Annotated in this window: 19 protein-coding genes; 10 read left to right on the forward strand and 9 right to left on the reverse strand. The window is 63.5% G+C overall.

What is annotated here, in order from left to right; translation table 11 throughout:
• Positions 1-31: 31 nt before the first annotated feature.
• The 5 genes from CEQ44_RS16810 to CEQ44_RS16830 all read right to left on the reverse strand — a co-directional run bounded on the left by CEQ44_RS16810 (position 32) and on the right by CEQ44_RS16830 (position 4,252).
• Complete coding sequence (locus CEQ44_RS16810) at positions 32-607, reverse strand: hypothetical protein (protein WP_088182009.1); 576 nt, start codon at positions 605-607, stop codon at positions 32-34.
• On the reverse strand, positions 604-1,566 hold the full coding sequence (gene mdh, locus CEQ44_RS16815; protein ID WP_088182092.1) for a malate dehydrogenase: 963 nt from the start codon (positions 1,564-1,566) through the stop codon (positions 604-606). Before mdh ends, CEQ44_RS16810 begins: the two co-directional genes overlap by 4 nt.
• 324 nt (positions 1,567-1,890) lie before the next feature.
• Positions 1,891-3,003: a cell division protein ZapE gene (gene zapE / locus CEQ44_RS16820; protein ID WP_088182008.1), complete on the reverse strand. Its 1,113-nt coding sequence runs from the start codon at positions 3,001-3,003 to the stop codon at positions 1,891-1,893.
• Positions 3,000-3,461, reverse strand: coding sequence for a PaaI family thioesterase (locus CEQ44_RS16825; RefSeq protein WP_088182007.1), 462 nt, complete (start codon positions 3,459-3,461; stop codon positions 3,000-3,002). The genes zapE and CEQ44_RS16825 overlap by 4 nt, the downstream gene beginning before the upstream one ends.
• Before the next feature lie 2 nt (positions 3,462-3,463).
• Positions 3,464-4,252, reverse strand: a complete 789-nt coding sequence (locus CEQ44_RS16830) for a succinate dehydrogenase iron-sulfur subunit (RefSeq protein ID WP_088182006.1) — start codon at positions 4,250-4,252, stop codon at positions 3,464-3,466.
• Between the two features lie 191 nt (positions 4,253-4,443).
• Between CEQ44_RS16830 and CEQ44_RS16835 the strand changes: the two genes are divergently transcribed.
• From CEQ44_RS16835 to CEQ44_RS16845, 3 genes are read left to right on the forward strand one after another with little or no spacing between them, the layout of a single operon-like run.
• A complete protein-coding gene (locus tag CEQ44_RS16835; RefSeq protein WP_088182005.1) occupies positions 4,444-5,517 on the forward strand; it encodes a glycosyl transferase in 1,074 nt (357 codons plus the stop codon).
• Positions 5,514-6,617, forward strand: coding sequence for a CDP-alcohol phosphatidyltransferase family protein (locus CEQ44_RS16840; RefSeq protein WP_088182004.1), 1,104 nt, complete (start codon positions 5,514-5,516; stop codon positions 6,615-6,617). Before CEQ44_RS16835 ends, CEQ44_RS16840 begins: the two co-directional genes overlap by 4 nt.
• Positions 6,614-7,051, forward strand: coding sequence for an HIT family protein (locus CEQ44_RS16845; RefSeq protein ID WP_088182003.1), 438 nt, complete (start codon positions 6,614-6,616; stop codon positions 7,049-7,051). The genes CEQ44_RS16840 and CEQ44_RS16845 overlap by 4 nt, the downstream gene beginning before the upstream one ends.
• A gap of 425 nt (positions 7,052-7,476) precedes the next feature.
• Here the strand turns inward: CEQ44_RS16845 and CEQ44_RS24080 are convergent, their stop codons facing one another.
• Both CEQ44_RS24080 and CEQ44_RS16850 read right to left on the reverse strand, forming a co-directional pair.
• A complete protein-coding gene (locus CEQ44_RS24080; RefSeq protein ID WP_140419265.1) occupies positions 7,477-7,872 on the reverse strand; it encodes a hypothetical protein in 396 nt (131 codons plus the stop codon).
• Between the two features lie 383 nt (positions 7,873-8,255).
• A complete protein-coding gene (locus tag CEQ44_RS16850) occupies positions 8,256-9,026 on the reverse strand; it encodes a sugar phosphate nucleotidyltransferase (protein ID WP_088182002.1) in 771 nt (256 codons plus the stop codon).
• A gap of 113 nt (positions 9,027-9,139) precedes the next feature.
• On the opposite strand from CEQ44_RS16850, the gene CEQ44_RS16855 reads away from it, so the two are divergent.
• A complete protein-coding gene (locus CEQ44_RS16855) occupies positions 9,140-10,444 on the forward strand; it encodes a lipopolysaccharide biosynthesis protein (protein WP_088182001.1) in 1,305 nt (434 codons plus the stop codon).
• Between the two features lie 5 nt (positions 10,445-10,449).
• Here the strand turns inward: CEQ44_RS16855 and CEQ44_RS16860 are convergent, their stop codons facing one another.
• Positions 10,450-11,547 carry an FAD-binding oxidoreductase gene (locus tag CEQ44_RS16860; RefSeq protein ID WP_088182000.1) on the reverse strand — a complete coding sequence of 366 codons (1,098 nt, stop codon included), beginning with the start codon at positions 11,545-11,547 and terminating at the stop codon, positions 10,450-10,452.
• The gene (locus CEQ44_RS16865; protein WP_254913766.1) at positions 11,544-12,506 is read right to left on the reverse strand and encodes an alpha/beta fold hydrolase; all 963 of its coding nucleotides are present in this window, start codon (positions 12,504-12,506) and stop codon (positions 11,544-11,546) included. Before CEQ44_RS16865 ends, CEQ44_RS16860 begins: the two co-directional genes overlap by 4 nt.
• A gap of 42 nt (positions 12,507-12,548) precedes the next feature.
• On the opposite strand from CEQ44_RS16865, the gene CEQ44_RS16870 reads away from it, so the two are divergent.
• From CEQ44_RS16870 to CEQ44_RS16895, 6 genes are read left to right on the forward strand one after another with little or no spacing between them, the layout of a single operon-like run.
• Positions 12,549-13,022 (forward strand): prepilin peptidase, encoded by a 474-nt coding sequence (locus tag CEQ44_RS16870; RefSeq protein WP_088181998.1) that lies wholly within the window; start codon positions 12,549-12,551, stop codon positions 13,020-13,022.
• A gap of 51 nt (positions 13,023-13,073) precedes the next feature.
• A complete protein-coding gene (cpaB, locus tag CEQ44_RS16875) occupies positions 13,074-14,087 on the forward strand; it encodes a Flp pilus assembly protein CpaB (protein WP_088181997.1) in 1,014 nt (337 codons plus the stop codon).
• 1 nt (position 14,088) lies between these two features.
• Entirely contained in the window at positions 14,089-15,591 is a 1,503-nt protein-coding gene (locus CEQ44_RS16880; RefSeq protein ID WP_088181996.1) for a type II and III secretion system protein family protein, read from the forward strand.
• A gap of 15 nt (positions 15,592-15,606) precedes the next feature.
• A complete protein-coding gene (locus CEQ44_RS16885) occupies positions 15,607-16,254 on the forward strand; it encodes a CpaD family pilus assembly lipoprotein (protein WP_088181995.1) in 648 nt (215 codons plus the stop codon).
• Between the two features lies 1 nt (position 16,255).
• On the forward strand, positions 16,256-17,548 hold the full coding sequence (locus CEQ44_RS16890) for a pilus assembly protein CpaE (protein ID WP_088181994.1): 1,293 nt from the start codon (positions 16,256-16,258) through the stop codon (positions 17,546-17,548).
• A gap of 52 nt (positions 17,549-17,600) precedes the next feature.
• Positions 17,601-18,599, forward strand: coding sequence for a type II secretion system F family protein (locus CEQ44_RS16895; RefSeq protein ID WP_088182091.1), 999 nt, complete (start codon positions 17,601-17,603; stop codon positions 18,597-18,599).
• Positions 18,600-18,602: the final 3 nt, after the last annotated feature.

An 18,602-nucleotide genomic window follows, 5' to 3' on the forward strand; every position in this document is an offset into this window, starting at 1 on the left:
ATATCGTCCTCTTGTTCGGCTCGAACGGCTGTTAATAGGCTACGTAAATGTGCATGCTCTTTTCAGCGCCACTGGCCTGGGAGCGCGTGAATATCTCACCCCGGACGGGATGATTGTCCGACCCGACCTTCCCCGCATATTCAAAATAATGCACCAGATCGACACTCTTTGCGCCAATACCGAATGACTTGAAGGCGGCCTTCAAATCATCAGCATAGGGCAGCGCGCTCGCGACACCATCGACAACCAGAGCGCAAAGGTGGGGATAGCGGCGCTTTTCAGGAAAGCTGGCGATCACGAACTTCGCGGTACGGCCATCGACGCTGCCAGACCATTGCTCGACGGCCAGCGGCTTACTGAAATCATAATTTTTGCTGATCGCCCGTGAAATCGCCAGTGCAGGCACGTCGATTGTCACGGTCGCGTCCTTCACCCCGCCTGCGGCAGCCAACTTTGCCGCAGGCGCGGCGGGATCGACCCCACCGGCCAGGCAGACACGCTGGAACGCAGCGACCGCGCCAGGCACTTCCGCCACCGGCTCGGCAACGGCGATCGAAGGCGCAACGGCCACGATCGCCGCCGTCAGGAAGAGCGAAAACCGCATCATGCCAGCGAAGGATCGATGCCCTTGCACGCTTCCAGCAATTCCTTCACCGCGTCGACCGACACGGCAAGGTTCGCCTTGGCTTCCTCGTTCAGGGCGATCTCGACGATCTGCTCGACGCCATCCTTGCCGATGATGACAGGCACGCCGACATAGAGATTATCGATGCCATATTGGCCGGTCAGGTTGGCGGCGCAGGGCAGCAGGCGCTTCTTGTCGCCCAGATAGGCTTCGGCCATTGCGATCGCGCTGGTGGCCGGCGCATAGAAGGCCGAACCGGTCTTGAGCAGCGCGACGATCTCGCCCCCGCCCGAACGGGTGCGCTGCACGATGGCGTCGATACGCTCCTGAGTCGAACGGCCCTGCTTGATAAGGTCGGGAACGGGGATGCCCGCGACGGTCGAATATTCGATCACCGGGACCATCGTGTCGCCATGGCCGCCCAGGACGAAGCTGGTGACGTCCTTGGCCGACACGTTGAATTCTTCCGCCAGGAAATGGTTGAAGCGCGAGCTGTCCAGCACGCCGGCCATGCCGACGACCTTGTTATGCGGCAGGCCCGAAAATTCGCGCAGCGCCCACACCATCGCGTCGAGCGGGTTGGTGATGCAGATGACGAAAGCGTCGGGCGCGTTGGCGGCGATGCCCTCGCCCACGGCCTTCATGACTTTAAGGTTGATGCCCAGCAGGTCGTCGCGGCTCATGCCCGGCTTGCGGGCGACGCCGGCGGTAACGATGATGACGTCCGCGCCCGCGATGTCGGCATAATCATTGCTGCCCGTGATCTTGGCGTCGAAGCCTTCGACCGAAGCGCATTGCGACAGGTCGAGCGCCTTGCCCTGGGGCACACCCTCCGCCACGTCGAACAGGACGATGTCGCCCAGTTGCTTCAACGCCGCCAGGTGCGCCAGCGTGCCGCCGATATTGCCAGCGCCGATGAGCGCAATCTTCTTACGGGCCATATGCTTGTCATCCTCCAAGTCATGACTACTGGAATTGCTGGATCGCCTACGCCCTTCGGACGGGGGTTTCAACCTGCCAAAAGCCGTAAGTCCAAATTATCTTTGCAATTCATTCGCAATTGCATTAAAGCCGATTCACACCCTGTCGCTGCGGACTTCTACCCTGGTCCTCAGCCTTCCCTGCAGCGGTATCCTGCCGGGCGCCTTTCTCCTCAGGGGCGCCCGGTCCCTTTCTCACCTTAAGATTGCGGCCTGATGAACGGCCTGCGCGCGATCAGACGGGCGGATTCCTCCCGGCGACGAATGGACCAACGACAAGATGATTTATTTGGGGCCGTGACCCAGTTCGAGATAATCGTCCGACTGCATTTCCATCAGCCGCGATACGGTCCGCTCAAACTCAAACGCGCCGTCGCCTTGCGGATAGAGCCGCGACGGCTCGGCATCGGCCGAAGCCAGCAATTTCACCTTATACTCGTACAGGGAGTCGATCAGCGTGACGAAGCGCGCTGCTTCATTGCGGTTTTCCGGTCCCAATATGGGTATGCCCACGATGATGACCGTATGATATTTGCGCGCGATCGCCAGATAGTCGGGCGCCCCCCGCGCCTCGGCGCACAGCCGCTTGAAGGAAAAGACCGCGACCCCCTTCAGGCTCTTGGGCACATGCAGCGTTCGCCCGCCCTGCACGGCGATATCTTCCGAGGGCACATGGGCGCGGTCGGACGGCGGATAGTCGGTCAGGCGGAAAAAGGCGGTGCTCAGCGCCTGCGTTGCTGCGTCGCCATTGGGGCAATGCCATAGCGTCGCGTCGCCCAGCCGGTCGCGCCGATAATCGACCGGCCCGTTCAGCGTCATCACGTCCAGCTTCACCTTGATCAGGTCGATGAAGGGCAGGAAGAGTTGGCGGTTGAGCCCATCCTTGTACAGTTCGTCCGGCTCGCGATTGGACGTTGTGACGATCGTCACCCGCTTTTCCAGCAGGCCGGTGAATAGCCGGGACATGATCGCCGCGTCGGCCATATTGTTGACGACCATCTCGTCGAAGCACAGCAATCGCGCTTCGTCGGCCAGCGACTCGACCACCGGGGGGATCGGATCACCCGTTTCCGATTTGCGCGCTTCCGCCAGCCGCGCATGAACGTCGAGCATGAACTCGTGGAAATGGGCGCGTTTCTTGCGCTGGATGCGTATCGTGTCGAAGAACAGGTCCATCAACATCGATTTGCCGCGCCCGACGCCGCCCCACATGTAGAGGCCGCGCGGCGGTTCCGGCTGTTTGCGCAACAGCTTCCACAGCGTTGATCCGCGCGCCGGCACCGCTTCCAGTTCCTGCTGCAACCGGTCGAGTCGCGCCGCGGCCGCCCGCTGGTCGGGATCGGCCCGCAATTCCCCGGCCTGCACCAGGGCGTCATAACGGGCAAGAACGGTGGTCACCTTGTGGAGGGCGCCTTGCGGATCGTGGCGGTCGATGCCGCGACCGGCGCGCCATTCTGCGTCATCACCATCCGCAGGAACAGCATCCGCCCGGTTTCCCGCAGCAGTTCGACCTCGGCGATCAGGTCGGGGCCGACTTTGCCCGCGCCCAGATATTGCATTGTCAGGTCGATGGTCATGCCATTGACATGGTCCCGGTGGCCCATCGCCCAGAGCGCGCCGAAAAAGGCATGATCGGCAAAGGCCGCCAGGAAACCGCCGTGCAGCGTATCAATCCGATTGCGATGGCCAGGCCGCGTCTCCAGCCCGACCAGCGCCTTGCCGGGCGCGTCGCTGCGCATATAGCCGCGCCCGATGGCTTGCAAAAAGGTGTCGGGATGCGGCTCGGCCCAGCCGGACCAACCCGCCCATTTCCCGTCGGTCAGCGGGACGCCACCGGCAACGCCGTCACTGTTCAAGATCAGAGCTGCCGCTCGACCATCATCTTCTTGGTTTCGGCGATTGCCTTGGCCGGGCTCAGGCCCTTGGGGCAGACATTCGCGCAGTTCATGATCGTGTGGCAGCGATAAAGGCGGAAGGGATCTTCCAACTCGTCCAGCCGCTCGCCGGTATATTCGTCGCGGCTGTCCGCCAGCCAGCGATAGGCCTGGAGCAGGATCGCGGGGCCGAGGAACTTGTCGCTGTTCCACCAATAGGATGGGCAGCTGGTCGAGCAGCAGGCGCACAGGATGCACTCGTACAGACCGTCGAGCTTTTCGCGGTCGGCGGGCGACTGAAGCCGCTCCTTGCCCGACGGCGGCGGCGACACGGTCTTCAGCCAGGGCTGGATCGAATTATACTGGGCGTAGAAATGGGTGAAGTCGGGCACCAGATCCTTGATCACGTCCATGTGTGGCAGCGGCGTGATGCGCACATCCTTGCCACTGCACTCGTCGATCGCCGTGGTGCAGGCCAGGCCGTTCTTGCCGTTCATGTTCATCGAACAGCTGCCGCAAATGCCTTCACGGCACGAGCGGCGGAAGGTCAGCGTCGGATCATATTCATTCTTGATCTTCAGAAGCGCGTCCAGAACCATCGGGCCGCAGCTGTCCAGATCGATCTCGAACGTGTCGTAGCGCGGGTTCTGCCCGGAGTCGGGATCGTAGCGATAGACTTTGAAGCTGCGCACCTTGGTCGCGCCGGCGGGCGCGGGGTGGGTTACGCCCTTGCCGCTGATCTTGCTGTTCTTGGGCAACGCAAATTCGGCCATCGCTCGTCGAGCCTCTTCGAATATGTCTGTTAGGTTGGCGTTGCGCATAACAAAAATTGAGCAAAGGTCCAGCGCCTAAGCCATGTTTCTGCGCGGCCTGCCCATTTGGACACGCCATGAAGGCCGCGCCGTCTTGCGTCCTTCGCCCTGATCGTTAGGGCAGGATTGACCGTTTCGGGGACTTGCCTTCATTGCCGACTGATATCGCCTTTCTCGCCATCGCCGAAGCGCAGCAGCTCTATCATTGGCTGCCCGCCGCGCTCGAACTGGCCCGGCGCCCCGACTTGCGGGTCAGCATATTGTCGCCTTCGGACCAGCTATTGGCGCTGGTCGCCAGCTATGATCCGCAAGGGATTTTGAGACCGGTCCGGCTGCGCCGTCCGCCCTCGCGCCCCGACTCGCTGTTCCGCCAGCCCTCCCGACTTGCGACGCTGCTGCTCAACTATGCGACCATCGCCCGCTTTCCGACGCTGGTGACGACAGAAATCAGCAGCGCCTGGCTGCGCCGCGTGCCAGGCTTTTCATCGCGTCTCATCCTCATCAAACATGGCGCGGGCGACCGGGAGGGCGGTTACAAAAAGCGCCATGCCGATTTCGACCTGACCCTGGTCGCGGGCGAGAAAGACCGTCATCGCATGATCGAACGCGGCCTCTCCACGCCCGAAACCGTCGCCGTCGGCGGCTATCCCAAATTCGAGCTGAAGGCACCGCGCCAGCGTTATTTCTACAATGACGATCCGGTGCTGCTCTATAATCCGCATTTCGACCCGGCGCTCTCCTCCTGGGTCAGGCACGGCCCGCAGATGCTCGGCGCGCTGGAGTCGCTTGTCGGCTGGAACGTCATCATCGCGCCCCATACCAAGCTGGCGCGCACCGCCCCCCCGATCGTCAGCCACGCCCCCCATATCCGCGTCGACATGGGCAGCCGCCATTCGATCGACATGAGCTATACGATGAGCGCGGACGTGTATCTGGGCGACGTGTCGAGCCAGGTGTATGAATTTCTGCTCCACCCGCGCCCTTGCATTTTCCTCAACCTCGACCATCGCGACGGCGCGGGTGACGCCTTCGCCCATTGGCGCCTCGGCCAGGTGATCGAGTCTGCCGACATCCTCCCCGCCGCCCTTGCCCGCGCGCCCGACGTGCAACCCGGATTCCTCGCCGCGCAGGAAGCCGCGATGCAGCAATCGATCGAGCTGTCGCCGGTCCCCGCCTCACAACGCCAGGCCGACCTCATCCTGAACTTCGCGAAGAACCCATCATGAGCCAGACCCTCACCACCACCCTCGGCCCGATCCGCTTGCTGGGCGACAACCCCACCCCGATCTGGGGCATGACCAATGCCGAACGCAATCGCCGCATGGCGGAAAGCGCTGCGAAGAACGGCAGCCATCTGGCGGCAGGACATGAGCTGCTCTTCAACCTGACCTATGCCTTCGACCCGCTGTTGCTGCGGCTGGTGCTGGAAACGCCAGGCACCCTCTTCGCCTGGGGCCAGACGCCGATCGTGGGCCAAGTGCCACAAGGCAGCGATCCGCTCGCCGCGTCCCATGTCATCGACCTGTCGGACGGCCGCAAGCTCTACAACCGCCAGCTGCGCAAGCTGGAGCAGCCCATGGTGCGCGAACTCACCCCCGCGACCCGGCACGCGATCGAACGGCAAAGCTATTTCGGCGCCTATAAGGGCGTCACCGACATCCTCACCAAATATCTCTGGCCCGAACTGGCGCTGGTCCTGACCCGCATAGCCGCGCAGCTCAAAATGACGCCCAACATGGTGTCGGTGATCGGCGTCACCCTCTGCCTGCTCGCGACCTTCCTGTTTGCAGAGGGCATGTACTGGACCGGCTTCCTCTCCGGCTTCATCTTCATGGTGCTGGACACGGTGGACGGCAAACTCGCCCGCTGCACCATCACCTCGTCCAAATGGGGCAATGTGATCGACCATGGCGTCGATCTGGTTCACCCGCCCTTCTGGTGGTATTTCTGGGGCACCGGCCTTGCCTATTGGGGCCTGTCGCTTTCGACCCAGGCATTCACCCTGGTCATGGTCGCGGTGATCGCCGGCTATATCCTGCAACGGCTGATCGAGGGCATGTTCCTGAAAGACTTCAAGATGGACATCCACGTCTGGCGCCCCTTCGACAGCCAGTTCCGCCTCATCACCGCGCGCCGCAACCCGAACATGGTGATCCTGTTCGTCTCGCTGCTGTTCGGACGCCCGGATATCGGGCTGATCGCGCTCGCCTGGTGGACGATCATCTCGCTGGTCGTCCACGCCGTGCGGCTGGCGCAGGCCTATGCCGCCAAGCGGTCGGGCCGGCCGATCGTCAGTTGGATGGACGAGACGGAGGCAGCGCTATGAACGCCACCATCGCAAAATTCGGTTACCCCGCGACCCTGATTGCCGAGTTCGACCACTGGGTCGTCCTGCTCCGCGCCGCCCAGCCTACGCTCGGATCGCTGATACTGGCAGCCAAGAGCGACGCGACCGCCTTCGGCGACCTGCCAGTGGCGGCCCATACGGAGTTGAAGACCGTCACCGCGACGATCGAGGCGGCGCTGAGCCAAGCGGTGGACTATGCGAAGATTAACTATCTGATGCTGATGATGGTCGATCCCCATGTCCATTTCCACGTCATCCCCCGCTACGAAGGCGAACGGACCGGTGGCGGCGTGACTGTGCCCGACGCAGGCTGGCCGGGGCAGCCGGACCTGGGCAAAGCGGTCAAGCTGGACGGCGCGTTGGACGACGTGCGGGATTGGCTGAGGGGATTGTTCGACGGGGGAATGGCATAACGCCAACGCTCGTCACGCCTAGGCAGGCGGGTATGACGAAAAAGGGGTGGGGAGCGGACGCCTCGTTTCTATACCGTCATCCCCGCGGAGGCGGGTTCAGAAGAGGCACGTGACTCTTCTGAACATCTCCAGACTTTGCGCCGTGTCGAAAGGGAGGGAGATAGGTTCACGCCTTCGCGGGAATGACGAAGACAGGGTGTTGAGCGGACAGTCTTTGCGCGAGACTTCACGCGAAAGGCGACGTAAAAACCTCGTCACCCCAGCGAAGGCTGGGGTCTCGTGCGGGGGCACGCGACGGTTCGGCTTGGCACTTACCCATCCGCATCGCATCGTCGCCTGAGACCCCAGCCTTCGCTGGGGTGACGGTAATGGGGCATCAGCTTGTCGATCATGCAACCCGTCTGCTGATCGCCCGCTTCTGGTCGTCAGGAGCCGACCACCTCATAGGTTACGCCGACACCCGAAACGTGTTCATCCTGCTCAAAAAGTCGAGATTTTGGGGTGTAGCGAATAAGCAGGCGATCCGGGGATAGCCATTTCATCTCGGCCCATGGGCCACCCCAAGGGCCTGATCGGGCCGCGCCATGGTAATCATCAGCGCGAAAAGCATTGCCCATGCCTGAAAGCTCTTCGCCAGCTTTCAAAATTGAGATTTGCGTGGAGAAACCCGTTGTCGCACCGCAATCCCTCTGGAACATTACGGCGTCGCGCTGACCATCGGGAGAGGTTAACCGCAAGACGATATCAACTCCGCACGTATCGGAACACCCGGCAGGCATTATGCAAAGGATGGCCAGCGATAGGGCTTTGAACATAGCCATGTGTGTCTGCTTCTAGGGATCACTGCAAGCGGCATAGATGTCCAAAGTTGGTCGCTTCCCGTCCGCCCGCGTCTCCAACAGCCTTCCAATGTAGGATTTTGTCTGGTTTATCCTCAAGGATGAACCCGCTCCGCCTGCCCCATGACCGCAAGCAGCGTCCAGCCATCGCGCAGGCTGCGCGTCGCCGGCGCATAAGTGTAGCGTCCCTGTCGCGTCAGTGTGAACCGGATGGGGCTTCCCCGCTACCCAGTCGTGCCCCAAATGTGACTCCGCAGTGGCCTTACAGACGCTTCGCACGGGCTTCACCGCTACTATCGGCCGATTCCACCCGACAACGGTGTGAACTTCGGCCTGTCGCGTCACCGCGCCACCCGACGCACGCCCTATTTCCCGTAGCGCCCTTCCGCCACCCACTTCGCCGTCAGCGCCATCGCCGCTTCGACATCCTGGTGGAAATCGACCTCCTGCCACTCCAGCCCCTCGATGGAGGCCGTGCCGACGCGGTTGCCCTTGGCGATGATGTCGATGGCGCGCAGATACCAGCGCTCGACCCCTTCGGGTGTGCGCATCATCTGGTCGATCTGGTTGCGGAAGATCGCTGGGCCTTCGCCGGTAAAGGCCAGCATCCCGATCGATTCGGCATTGGTGTCGGGCGGCAACAACCGCTTGCCGATATGATGCAGTCGGCCGCTTTCGTCGCGGTTCACCTTCATGTCGTCATCGTCATAGTCGCCGTCCGCCTTGATATCGACGGTCACGGTGATGGCATCCTGCGCGCCCGCGATCAGGCGTGCGACGATCTCGTCCGATATGATGGTGTCGCCATTCAGGATGATGAAATCTCGGTCCATCTCCTCCCGCACGATCCAGCACGTCCCCAGATTGTCGGCGACCTGAAAGAAGGGATTGAACACGCAACGGATGCGCGCGCCGGTTTCGCGATAGAGTTGCAGCGCATGATCCTCGACCCGCTCGGTGCGGAACCCCGTGACCACCACGATATCGGTAACGCCATTGGCGACCAGCGCGGCGATCTGCCAGCTGATGAGGGTGCGCCCGTTAAACTCGATCATGCATTTGGGCACGTCGCGGGTCAGCGGAAGCAGGCGCGAGCCTTGGCCGGCGGACAGGATGATGGCTTTGGTGATCGTCATGACCGCGGCTTTAGAGAGGAATTTGGCCGAAAAAAAGGCGATGTTTGCACTGGATCGGACGCTCGCCTAAAGCGCAGCACGCTCCTGCGCAAATGAGGGACCAGTCACAGGTGATGTTCAAGCGCGGATCGGGCGCGGCGGGGGACGGTTTCGCCCGCATCCTGGCCAATACGGGCTGGCTGCTGGGCGGTAAGGGCGTGGGCGCGGTATTGAGCCTCGCTTATCTCGCCATCGTCACCCGCACGCTGGGCGTGGCCGATTTCGGCCGTTTCGCCCTGGTGCTGAGCGCCGCCAACGTCATCAAGACGCTGGTCAGCTTCGACAGCTGGCAGATCGTCGTGCGCTACGGTCAGCCGCATCTGATGGACGGGAATGGCGACGCGCTGAACCGCGTGCTGCGCTTCTGCATCCTGATCGACCTGGCTTCGGCGGTCGCGGGCGGCCTGATCGCCGCGGCCATCATCCTGCTCTTCGGCGACCTGCTGGGTATCGGACCGGACATGGGGTGGCAAGTCTGGGCCTTCTGCATGGTGATGATGGTCACCATCCGATCCAGCCCGACCGGCATCCTGCGCCTGTTCGACCGGTTCGATTCGGCCGCCTTTGCCGAAACCATGATCCCCGTGGGGCGAATGATCGGCGCGGCCGTGGCGCTGGCGGTCATGCCCAACATCAGCGGCTTCCTGGTCGCCTGGGCCTTTGCCGAACTGCTCTGCGCCATAAGCTACTGGTATCTTGCGCTGAAGGTCGGGCACGGGCGGATCGGCAATTGGCGCGCAGGCCGGGCACTGGATGCGCGCCGCGAAAATCCCGGCATCATCGGCTTCCTGACCGCCACCAATCTCCAGACCAGCCTGTCGTCCATCGGCCAGCAGGTCGCGGTGCTGATCGTGGGCGGCTTCGTGGGGCCAGCAGGCGCGGGCCTCTACCGGCTCGCCAATCAACTCGCCAATTCGCTGACCAAGATTTCCAGCCTGCTCTCGCGCAGCATCTTCGTCGAACTGTCCCGCACGAACAGCCATGGCAAGGAAGCGCTGTCCGCGCTGTTCCGCCGCACCAACCGGCTGGCGCTGGTGGCGGGCGCGGTCATCATCGCCCTGATCGTCACCATTGGCCATCCGCTGCTGGGCCTGATCGCGGGGCAGGATTTCCTGCCCGCCTATCCGCTGCTGCTGATGCTGGGCGTCGCCGCCTGCATCGACCTGATCGGGGTCAGCTACCGCCCGCTGCTGATGGCGACCGACCGGGCCGGGCTGTCGCTGCGCATCACCTTCGTGTCGACCCTGCTGCTGCTGGGCGCGCAGGCGGCGCTTTTGCCGCTCTACGGCACGAAGGGCGCGGCGATGGCCAATATCGCCGCTTCGCTTGCCGGCTTCGCGATGATGGGGCTGGCCAGCCGCCGCGCGATGCGGGGATGAATGTGCTAGCGAAACCGGGCCGGCGAATAGGCGCTCGGATCGAGGTTGGCGAACGGCGGCGCCTCTCCCCGGATCAGCGCGCTCGCCAGCAGCGCCGCGGCCGGGGCCGTCTGGATGCCAAAACCGCCCTGCCCGGCAAACCAGAAGAAGCCCGGCACATCGGGATCGAACCCATAAACGGGCGCGCGATCGGGTGCGAAGCTGCGCAGCCCCGCCCATTTCCGCTCGACCGCCGCGATCGGCCAATCCACCGCTTCCTCGAACCGAGCGATCGCCTGCGCCACCGCCAGTTCCTCTGGTGCGGCGTCACACGGCGGCGAAGGCGCTTCGTCATGGGGTGTGAGCCACAGCCGCCACTGCCCTTCGGGCTTGAAGTAAAAGCGTTCGGACAGGTCCATGACCAGCGGGAGGTCGATCGAAGGCATCGTGGGCACGCGCAATTGCACCACAGTCCGCCGCAGCGGCCGGATGCCAACCCGCGCGACGCCGCAGGCGACCGCGACATCATCGGCCCAGGCCCCCGCCGCGTCGATCAGCAAGCCGCACTGGATCGTCCCCTCGCTCGTCTCGATCCGCCAGCCACCTGCATGGGCCTTGGCAGCCACAAGGCGGACATTCAGGCGAAGCTCGCCACCCAATCGCCGGAACTGGCGCAGATAGGCCGCATGGAGCGCCGCCACGTCGATATCCTGGCAACTCGCCTCCAGCACGCCCAGCGTCCAGTCGGCCCGCAGGCCCGGCACCAGCGCAGCGGGATCGACGCATTGCAGGTCGACCTTCCCCGCAAACTGGGCGAGCAGAGCGTCGCGCTGCGCCTCATCCCCGGCCCGACCGATATGCAATGTTCGACGCGGCGACAGGAAAGCGCCGTCGTGAAAATCGGGATCAGGCGCGGTCAGGAACGACCCCGAAGCGGTCGTCAGCGGCTGCACCACCGGGCCGCCATAGGTCTCCTCCCAGAAGGCGACCGAACGACCGGTGGCGTGATAGCCCGCCTGACCCTCCATCTCCAGGATCAGCACATGCGCGTCCGCCGACAGCTGCGCGCCAAGGCTCGCCCCGGCAATGCCGCCGCCGATGATGACGATATCGGGATGGTTCAACGCGCGACCTCGTCCAGGAAGGCATCTATCCGGCGAAGCGCATCAAGCCGCACCGGGTCCGTTTCGCGCAATATTTCATGCGCCGCCTCCCGGCCATAAACATGCAGTCGCGCCCCCACAATCCGGTTTGCGACCTTGACGATGGCGGGTGTCGCCACCAACTGATCCGCCTTCGTCGCCAGGATCAGCAGCGGCGTGGCGATGCGGGCGATGGCATCTCCCTCCGCCAGCGCCTGCGTCGATTCCAGCGCCTGGAGCACCCAGTTCCAGCTCGGTGGGCCCAAGGCTATCTCACGACTATGATCGCGCCACCAGATTTCGTCGGCATAGCGATCGGGATCATGGGTCAGTCGCTTCTGCCGCATCCGCCGCTGTCGTTCCGACTGTTCCTTCTGCGTCCAGGCAGGCAGCGCGCCACGACCAGTGCGCACCATGAACCGGGCGATAGCCACCGCCAGCCAGCGGGGTAGCGGCGCGCTATGGACGCCCAGCATCGGCGCGACCACGGCGGCAGCATCGGGTGACGGCATCCCTTCGGCCAGTGCCCGCAACAGCATATGGCCGCCCATGCTATGCGCCACCATCGCGGTTGGCCCGTCGCCTTCCGACCGCCAGTCGGCCGCGAGTGCGTCCAGATCGGCAACCCAGTCGGCAAAGTTGTCTATATGACCACAAAGCGGATCATCGGTCAGTCGGCCCGATCCGCCCTGCCCGCGCCAGTCGAAACTGGTCACGGCCCAGCCGCGCCCCGCCCAATGATGGATGACCTCCAGATATTTTTCGATCATGTCGCCGCGGCCGCCCATCACCAACATCCGCCCGCGCGTGCCGGACCCCAGCCTATAGCGCCGGATCGGCCAGCCATCGGGCACCATCCAATAGTCCAGCCGCCCGCCCATCGGCCAGGCGCGCCGGTCGAAAGCGGCAACGGGGAAATCGGGTGAATCCATCTGTCCCATGGTTACGCTTTGGTAAGCCATATGGTCTAGGGGATAAGCCCCATGAACGGGGAAATTTTCCAATTGGCGCTGATAGGCGCCCTTGGCGCGCTGCTGATCGCGGCGGCGATCACGGATTTGCGATCCCGCATCATTTCCAACCGCTTGAACCTGGCGGTTGCGACGCTGGCCCCGCTGTGGTGGCTGGCCTGCGGCCTTGACCTATGGCCGGGCGTCGCCGTCCAACTGCTGGTCGCTGCGATCGTCTTTGCCCTCTTCGCCGCGCTCTTCGCGTTCGGCATGATGGGCGGCGGCGACGTCAAGCTGCTCGGCGCGCTGGCGCTGTGGTTTCCATGGCAGGCCGTGCTGTCGATGATCGTCCTGATGGCGATCCTGGGCGGCCTAGTCACCGTCGTCACGGTCATCCACCATCGGATGACCAAAAGGCTCGGACAGCCTGAAATACCGTACGGCGTCGCCATCTCGATCGCAGCCCTTTGGCTGCTTGGCGAACGATATTTTAACCATTTTGCGTGATGAGTGGGGCACTGGGGGCAGTGCACCCATTTGAGGGAGGCGAATTTCGTCATGGATGCTAAGAAGATCGTGCTGCTGGTGGGGGCGCTTATCATAGCGGTCACTACAGCCTTGCTTGCGCGCAGCATGTTGAGTTCGTCGAGCGCGCCACAAGTAAACGCTGCGTCGATGCCCAGCGATGCCGACCAGCCCCATGTGCTGGTGGCGACCAAGGCTCTGCCCGTGGGCACCATATTGGATGCGGAAAGCTTCCGCTTCCAGCCATGGCCCAAGGATCTGATCGAACAGGTCTATTATCTCAAGGGTCAGGCCGACCCCGCCAAGCTGGCCGGCAGCGTCGTGCGCTCCGCCATTACGGCCGGACAGCCGTTGACCCAGGGCGCCATCGTCAAGCCCGGCGATCGCGGCTTCCTTGCTGCGGCGCTTGGCCCTGGCATGCGCGCCGTGACGGTGCCGGTGTCGGCGCAAAGCTCGGTGGCAGGCTTCGTCTTCCCCGGCGACCGTATCGACCTCGTCCTGACGCAAAGCGTATCGGGCGGCGGCGACGGCGATCCGCTCAAAGTATCCGAGACCATCCTGCGCAACCTGCGGGTGCTCGCCACGGACCAGCGCATGGATGCGATGGGTGCAGACGGCAAGCCCGAAGTGCGCACCTATTCCAACGTGACCATCGAAGTGACGCCCAAGATCGCCGAGAAGATCGCGGTTTCGCAGACCATCGGGTCGCTGTCCATGTCGCTCCGGTCGATGGCCGATACAGCGTCTGACCTGGACGCCGCTATCGCCGGCACCGACGTTGATCTGCCCGACGGCAGCAATCCGAACGCCGAAAAGTCGATCATCGCGAAGCTCGCCTCGCGCCCGGTCGATCGCGGCTCCACCTATTCGACCGGCGCCGACGTATCGCGCTACCAGCGTAGCTCGGTCCCGGCCAAGGCCGACGCGCCCTTGCCGCCGATGGCCGTTGCCAATGGTGCGCCGATGGGCACCGTCGCCTTTAAGGGCCCGGTGATCCGCGTGGCCCGCGGCACCAACGTGACCGAAGTTCCGGTCGGGGGGAAGTAAGATGAAGAGCTTGCACAATCGCGCCCCGCGCCTTGCCGCTCCGGCAATCGCCCTGGGCCTGGCGGTCGCCATGGTCGTAACGCCAACCAGCGCCGTCAACGCCGCGCCTTCCAGCTATCAGGACAATGCGATCCTGATGTCGGTCGGTGGCAGCCGGGTGGTCAACCTGCCGTCCAAGATGTCGGATGTGGTGATCGGCAACCCTGATGTGGTGGACGTTCATGTCCGTTCGCAGAACCAGCTCTACCTGATCGCGAAGAAGGCTGGTGAAACCACCGTCTTTGCCACCGCGCCCAATGGCAAGGTGCTGTTTTCGGGCACCGTGCGGGTCGGCAACAACCTGACCAGCATCGACGATATGCTGCACCTGGCAATGCCGGGCGCGCAGATCGCGGTCAACAAGATGAACGGCATGGTCCTGCTGACCGGCACGATCCAGGCGCCCGAAGACGCAGCGGAGGCCGAACGGCTGACGCAGGCCTTCGTCGGCAAGGACGTCACCGTGGTCAGCCGCCTGCGGATGGCGACCCCGTTGCAGGTCATGTTGCAGGTTAAGATCGCCGAAGTCAGCAGGGATTTGGGCCACAAGATCGGCATGAACATAACCGGCCTTGGCACCGGTCGGGGCAGCTTCAGCGGCTACATCAATCGCGGAGACCGCAACTTCGTCACCGACAATGGCCCTGTGGCGGACGCACCCCAGAACACGACGCGTTCCTGGACTTTCAGCGGTTTGAACGATGGAACGACCTCGCTCGGGTTCATCGCAAAATTGTTCGGTATGGACGTAGCGGCTGCCCTGGACCTCGCCGAATCGAGCGGTCTGTCGACGACATTGGCGCAGCCGAACCTGACCGCCCTGTCGGGAGAAACCGCCAGCTTCCTGGCCGGCGGCGAATATCCCTACACGGTCAGCAACGGCACGCAGGGCAACAGCATCGAATTCAAGCAATATGGGGTCCAGTTGGCCTTCACGCCGACGGTGCTGGCCGATGGCCGCATCTCGCTGCGCGTGCGGCCGACGGTGTCCAGCCTGGACTTTACGATCAACACCAATGTGCCTGCGCTTAAGAGCCGCACCGCCGAAACGACGGTGGAGCTAGGATCGGGCCAGGCCTTCATGATCGCGGGCCTGCTCAATAGCGAAACCGGCAACACCATCAACAAGGTGCCCTTCCTGGGTGACGTGCCGATCTTGGGCAGCCTTTTCAAGTCGCGCTCCTTCCAGCGCAACGAAACCGAACTGGTCATCATCGTCACGCCTTATCTGGCGAAACCGATGAATGCGTCCGACGTGCGCCTGCCGACCGACGGCTTCCGCAACGCCACCCAGGCGCAGGGGCTGCTGTTGCAGCAGGGCAATGACGGCATCAGCGGCGCGCGCGGCCAAGGCCCGACCCGCGCACCCGGCGCCCCGACGCCCGTAGGCCCACAAGCCACGGCGCCCGTGCGCAGCGAAAACAAGGCGAAGTCCGGGGCCGTCGCGCCCGGCTTCAGCTTCTGACGGAAGGAATAAGACATGACCTCTCTGTCCATCAAAGCGTTCGTGACCATCGCGATCCTTGCGCTGCCCATGACGGCCCAGGCGCTACCCCGATCCAATCGCACCGTGGATTCCATCCACCAGCCGGTGGTGGGGCACAGCGCCTATACGTTCGACGTCCAGGCTGGGTCGAATGGCGGCCTGACTCCGAACGAAGCCATCCGGCTCAATGACTGGTTCACGTCGATCGCCCTTGGCTATGGCGACAATATCGCCGTCGTCTCCGATGGCGGCTATTTCAGCCCCGCCTTGCGGGACGATATCGACAATGTCGTTGCCCGCTATGGGCTGCTGGTCGCGACGGACAGTTCGGCCGAAGCGGGAGAGGCGCCTGCTGGCAGCGTCCGCCTGATCGTGCGCCGCGCCACGGCCAGCGTGCCCAGCTGCCCCGATTGGCATGAAAAGCAGGAAACCGACACGAACCTGGGCACCAGCTCCAATTTCGGCTGCGGCGTCAACAGCAACATGGCGGCCATGGTCGCCAACCCGGAAGATCTGGTCCGCGGTCAGGGCACCGACAGCGACATGCGCACCGTCACGTCGAACCGCGCCATTTCCACCTATCGCGACAAGGCGCCGACAGGCGCCGGCGAGCTCAAGCAGATGACGGCAGGAGGGCAATAAGATGAACGCACCCTGGAAGCCCGGCGCGGCCGGGCCACGTGATCCTTTCCATGCCTTCGTCTGCGACGATCACAGCTTTGACATGCTGCGCGGCGTCGCCGCCGAACTGGGATGGGCGCCGGAAAAGGTGAACAAGGGCGGCATGCGCAATGCGGTGCAGAGCCTGTCGATCACCGCATCGCCGCAAATCCTGTTCGTCGATATGTCCGAAAGCGGTGATCCGCTGAACGACATCAACAGCCTGGCGGAAGTTTGCGAGCCTGGCACGGTCGTGATCGCTGCGGGGCAGGTCAACGACGTGCGCCTCTATCGCGATCTGGTCGCCAGCGGCATCCAGGATTATCTGCTCAAACCCTTCGGCGCGGACCAGCTGCGCGACGCGCTGGCGCAGGCGCAGGCCGTGTTCATGGCCCCGCGCGACGTGGCGCCCGAACGCCCGCACGCCACGATCGCCGTGATCGGCACGCGCGGCGGCGTCGGCGCATCCAGCATTGCGACCTCGCTCGCCTGGATGCTGTCGGAAAAGAAGAAGCGCCCGACCGCGCTGCTCGACCTCGACGTGCATTTCGGCACCAACGCGCTGGCGATGGACCTGGAGCCGGGACGCGGCCTGACCGACGCGATCGAAAATCCCAGCCGCATCGACGGGCTGTTCATCGAACGCGCCATGGTGCGGGCGAGCGACACGCTGGCCATCCTGTCGGCCGAAGCGCCGATCAGCCAGCCGATGATGACGGATGGCGGGGCGTTCTACCAGTTGCTGGAAGAATTCCGTCTCGCCTTCGAATGTAGCGTCATCGACCTACCACGGAATATGCTGATCCAGCATCCGCACCTGATGACCGACGCTAATGTGACGCTGGTGGTGACCGAACTGACTTTGGCAGCGGCCCGCGATACCATCCGCATCCTGTCCTGGCTCAAGAGCAATGCGCCCCAGGCCCGTCCGCTGGTGATCGCCAACCGCGTCCATCCCGGTGCGCCTGAGATCAGCCGCAAGGATTTCGAGCAATCGATCGAGCGCAAGGTGGACATTATGATACCGTTCGACCTGCGCATCGCATCGCAGGCAGCGAAACTGGGAAAGACACTGGCCGAAACGGCCAAGGGCAGCAAGGTCGGCGCGGCTTGCGCCAGCCTGCTGGACGAAGTGCTGGGCGCCGCCGACCATAACCATACGGTCGAAGCGCCCAAGGGGCCGCGCAAGAAGGGCGACTCGCTGCTGGGCAAGATCGGCGAGTTCCGGTCGATGATGCCATCGCGCCGCAAGGACAAAGCGACGCTAGACAATTGATCGCATGCGCCGCCCCAAATGGGCGGCGCAGCATTACAAGACAGGCGACGAGATGGACGGCAATTTCATCCTGATAACGGTGCTGATCGCAACCCTGCTGGGGCTGGGCGTGGTCGCGTTCGCCGGTCCGTCGCCGGACAAGGCGCGCAAGCGGCGCGTCGCGATGATCCGCGGCCGCCACAGCGAGTCCGCCGAAGCGCTGCTGGAAGCGCGGATGCGCAAGGTCATTTCCAATCGGGCGACCGGCGTCGAAGCCAAGATGCTGGTGTCACTGATCCCCAACCCGGAAAATCTGACCAAGCGTCTCAAGATGACCGGCAAGAAATGGACGCTCAGCCAGTATATGACGGCCAGCGCCGGTATCTTCCTGCTGCTGTCGGCGTTGCTGATGATCCGCGGCTTCCCGTTCCTGTTCGCCATGATGGTCGGTCTGGCGGCCGGGCTTGGCCTGCCGCACTGGTGGGTCGGGCGGCTTATCAAGAAACGGGTCAACAAGTTCACGGCGAAATTTCCCGATGCGCTGGAACTGCTGACGCGCGGCTTGCGATCCGGCCTGCCGATCGCCGAAACGCTGGGCATCGTGTCCAGCGAAATCCCTGGACCGGTGGGCGAGGAATTCAAGCTGATAACCGAACGCATCAGGATCGGGCGGACCATGGAGCAGGCGCTGCAGGAAACGGCCGACCGGCTGGGGACGGCCGAATTCCAGTTCTTCGTCATCACCTTGTCGATCCAGCGGGAGACGGGCGGCAACCTGGCCGAAACCCTGTCCAACCTCGCCACCGTGCTGCGCCAGCGTGCGCAGATGAAGTTGAAGATCCGCGCCATGTCCTCGGAATCCAAAGCGTCCGCCTATATTATCGGTGCGCTGCCTCCGTTGGTGTTCGGCATGATCTGCTACATCAACTTCAATTACATGACCCCCTTCTTCACGCCGGACCCGGCCGGTTTGTTCGGGCTCAGCACCATGCAGGTGATCGGCATCGGCGGCATGTGCTGGATGGGCATCGGCGCCTTCATCATGGCCCAGATGGTCAACTTCGAAATCTGATCG

Source organism: Sphingobium sp. Z007, from assembly GCF_900013425.1.
Taxonomy (GTDB): domain Bacteria; phylum Pseudomonadota; class Alphaproteobacteria; order Sphingomonadales; family Sphingomonadaceae; genus Sphingobium.